Source organism: Streptomyces sp. AC550_RSS872 (assembly GCF_019049285.1).
GTDB lineage: Bacteria > Actinomycetota > Actinomycetes > Streptomycetales > Streptomycetaceae > Streptomyces.
Map to the genome: position 1 here is coordinate 124479 of NZ_JAGMUL010000121.1, position 3759 is coordinate 128237.

The 3759-nt window shown below is 68.8% G+C and carries 1 protein-coding gene; it reads left to right on the plus strand.

All coding sequences use genetic code 11. The features are described from left to right. On the plus strand, nt 1-3759 hold a 3759-nt coding region (locus tag KUM44_RS34790; protein WP_217213743.1), incomplete at both ends, for a non-ribosomal peptide synthetase.

A 3759-nucleotide genomic window follows, 5' to 3' on the forward strand; every position in this document is an offset into this window, starting at 1 on the left:
CCACCTATCTCACGCGTGCCCGCAACACCTACCCCGCCACCGGCTCCACCCTGCTGCACTCCCCCCTCGCCTTCGACCTGACCGTAACCGCTCTGTGGACCCCCCTCATTAGCGGCGGCACCATCCACCTCACGGACCTGACCGAGGACGCCCCGCAACCGACCTTCCTCAAAATCACACCGTCCCACCTGCCGCTGCTCGACGCCCTGCCCGAGACCGTCTCCCCCACCCAAACGCTGATCATCGGCGGCGAACAGCTCCTCCCCCACGCCCTGACCGAATGGCGCACACGCCACCCGCAGGTCACGGTCATCAACGACTACGGGCCCACCGAGGCCACCGTCAGCACCAGCGACTACCACCTCCTCCCCGGCCAGGAACCCTCCGAAGGACCCATCCCCATCGGACGGCCCTTCCCAGGCGCCCGCCTCTACGTCCTCGATGCCGCCCTGCGCCCGGTACCGGCAGGGACACTCGGTGAGCTCTACATCGCCGGACCACAACTGGCCCGCGGCTACCACCAGCGTCCGGGCCTGACCGCCGAACGCTTCACCGCCGACCCCCACGGCACACCCGGCACCCGCATGTACCGCACCGGCGACCTGGCGCGCTGGCGCAGTGACGGCGAACTCGAATACGCCGGCCGCACCGACGAGCAGGTCAAGCTCCGCGGCCACCGCATTGAGCTCGGAGAGATCGAAGCCACCCTGGCCGCACACCCGTCAGTGGCCCAGGCCGCCGTGATCCTGCGCGAGGACACCCCCGGCGACCAGCGCCTCGTCGCCTACACCGTCACCAGCGCCCCGCTCACGGAGCGGGAACTGCACACCTACGCCGCTGGAGAGCTGCCCGGGTACATGGTTCCGGCGGCGTTCCTCACCCTGGAGTCCCTGCCCCTGACCCCCAACGGGAAATTGGACCGCAAGGCCCTGCCCGCACCTGACTACACCATCCACACCAGCGGCGGCCGCGCCCCGCGCACCCCGCGTGAGGAAATCCTCTGCGGCCTCTACGCCGACATCCTTGGCATCCCCCACGTCACCATCGACGACGACTTCTTCCACCTCGGCGGACACTCCCTCCTCGCCACCCGGCTCGTCAGCCGCATCCGCACCAGCCTGAAGACCGAACTCCCCATCCGACAGCTCTTCGAGACCCCGACCGTTGCCGGACTCGGCGCGGCCCTGGACACCGCCCACGGCGCCCGCACCCCTCTCACGGCGCGCGAGCGGCCCGAGCGCATTCCGCTGTCGTACGCCCAGCAACGCCTGTGGTTCCTCCACCAACTCGAAGGACCCACTCCCACCTACAACATCACCGCCGCACTCCGCCTCACCGGCACTCTCGACCACCACGCCCTCACCCAAGCCCTCCACGACCTCACCACTCGCCACGAAACCCTCCGCACCCTCTACACCGAGGACCACCGCGGCGCCCACCAGACCATCCTCCCCGCCGGCCAGGTCGAAGTCCCGCTCGCCGTAACGGACACCGACGAGACAGTGCTCAGCCAGGTAATCGCCAAAGCCGCCGCACACAGCTTCGACGTGACCACCGAAATCCCCATCCGCGCCTCGCTGTTCCGCCTCAACGACAACGAGCACGTACTTCTCCTGCTCCTGCACCACATCGCATGCGACGGCTGGTCCATGGGCCCCCTCGCCCACGACCTCACCACCGCCTACACCGCACGCGTCCAAGGCCAGGCCCCAGCCTGGCAACCCCTACCAATCCAGTACGCCGACTACACCCTCTGGCAACACGAGCTGCTCGGCACCACCAACAACCCCGACAGCGCAGCAAGCCGGCAACTCTCCTACTGGACCGACGCGCTCGCCGGACTACCGGAGAAGCTCGAGCTCCCCACCGACCGGCCCCACCCCGCCACCGCTTCCTACAGCGGCGGCCGCGTTCCCGTCACCATCCCCGCGACGCTGCACGGTCGCATGGCCGACGTCGCCCAGAACACACACACCAGCGTCTTCATGGTCCTGCAGGCCGCCCTGGCCACCCTGCTGACCCGCCTGGGCGCCGGGACCGACGTCCCCATCGGTACCGACATCGCCGGGCGTACCGACGAGGCGACCGATGATCTGGTCGGCTTCTTCGTCAACGCTCTCGTGCTCCGCACCGACACCAGCGGCCGCCCAACGTTCCGCGAACTGCTGGACCGCGTGCGCGAAACCGACCTGGACGCCTATGCCCACCAGGACCTCCCCTTCGAGCGACTGGTCGAGCACCTCAACCCCACCCGCAGCCTGGCCCACCACCCCCTGTTCCAGGTCATGCTCACCCTCAACAACGCCGAGCACGACGCGCTGGGCACCGTGGCCGAGATGCCGGGACTCGATATCGAGCTCGAACCGACCGGGACAGGCATGGCCAAGTTCGACCTGGCCTTCTCCTTCGACGAGTCCCGTGACCCGCAGGGCCTACCCGACGGGCTGAACGGTTCGCTGGAGTTCAGTACGGACATCTTCGATTCGGCTACCGCGCAGTCCATTGCCGCCCGTATGGTGCGCCTTCTGGATGCGCTCACCGCCGACTTGGACCGGCCGGTGGATGCGGTCGACGTTCTCGAGGAGTCCGAGCGGCATGAGCTTCTGACTCTGTGGAACAACACCGCGGTTGACTATCCGTCCGGGTCGAGCGTGCACGCCCTGTTCGAGGAACAGGCAGCCCGGACCCCTGACGCCGTCGCGATCGTCGCCGGAGACGAGGAGCTGACCTACCGGCAGCTCAACGCCCGGGCGAACCGCCTCGCCCACCGGCTGCTGCGACTCGGGCTGCCGCCCGAGGGCAGGATCGCGGTCCTTCAGGAGCGTTCGAGCGACCTGGTCGTATCGAGCCTGGCCGTCCTCAAGGCGGGCGGCGCGTATGTGCCGCTGGACCCCAACCAGCCCGCCGCGCGCTCCACATGGATCCTGCGGGACACCGCGGCTACGGCCCTGCTCACCGACAGGCCGGAGGAGAAGTTCGGCTTCTCCATCGACATCCCCGTCCTGCGGGTCGACCAGGACACGCCGTCGTCGGGTGACGAGCCCGAGACCAATCCGGCGGTACGGACCGACGCCGAGCAGGTCGTGTACGTCATGTACACCTCCGGGTCGACCGGCACCCCCAAGGGCGTCGCCAACACCCACCACAACGTCGTCCACCTCGCCGCCGACCACTACTGGCAGACCGGCAACCACGACCGCGTCCTGATGCACTCCCCCTACGCCTTCGACGCCTCCACCTTCGAAATCTGGACCCCTCTCCTCACCGGCGGCCGCGTCGTGGTCGCCCCACCGGGCCACCTCGCCCCCACCGACTTCGCCGACGTCATCTCCGAGCAGGGTGTGACCGCGCTCTTCGTCAGCGCGGGCTTCTTCCGGGTGTTGGCGGAGGAGCGTCCTGAGTGCTTCCACGGCGTACGCGAGATCTGGGCCGGCGGCGACGTCGTCTCCCCCACCGCCGTACACCGCGTACGCCAAGCGTGCCCGGGAATCACCGTCGCCAACGAATACGGGCCCACCGAAACCACCGTCTTCTCCAGCGTCAACCCCATCACCCCCAACGACCCACAACCACACGGCATCGTCCCCATCGGCCGCCCCCTGTGGAACACCCGCCTCTACGTACTGGACAGCAGGCTTCGACCCGTGCCCCCCGGCACACCCGGCGAGCTCTACATCGCCGGCTCCGGCCTCGCCCGCGGCTACCTCAACCGCCCCGAACTCACCGCACACCGCTTCATCGCCGACCCGCACGGCACAC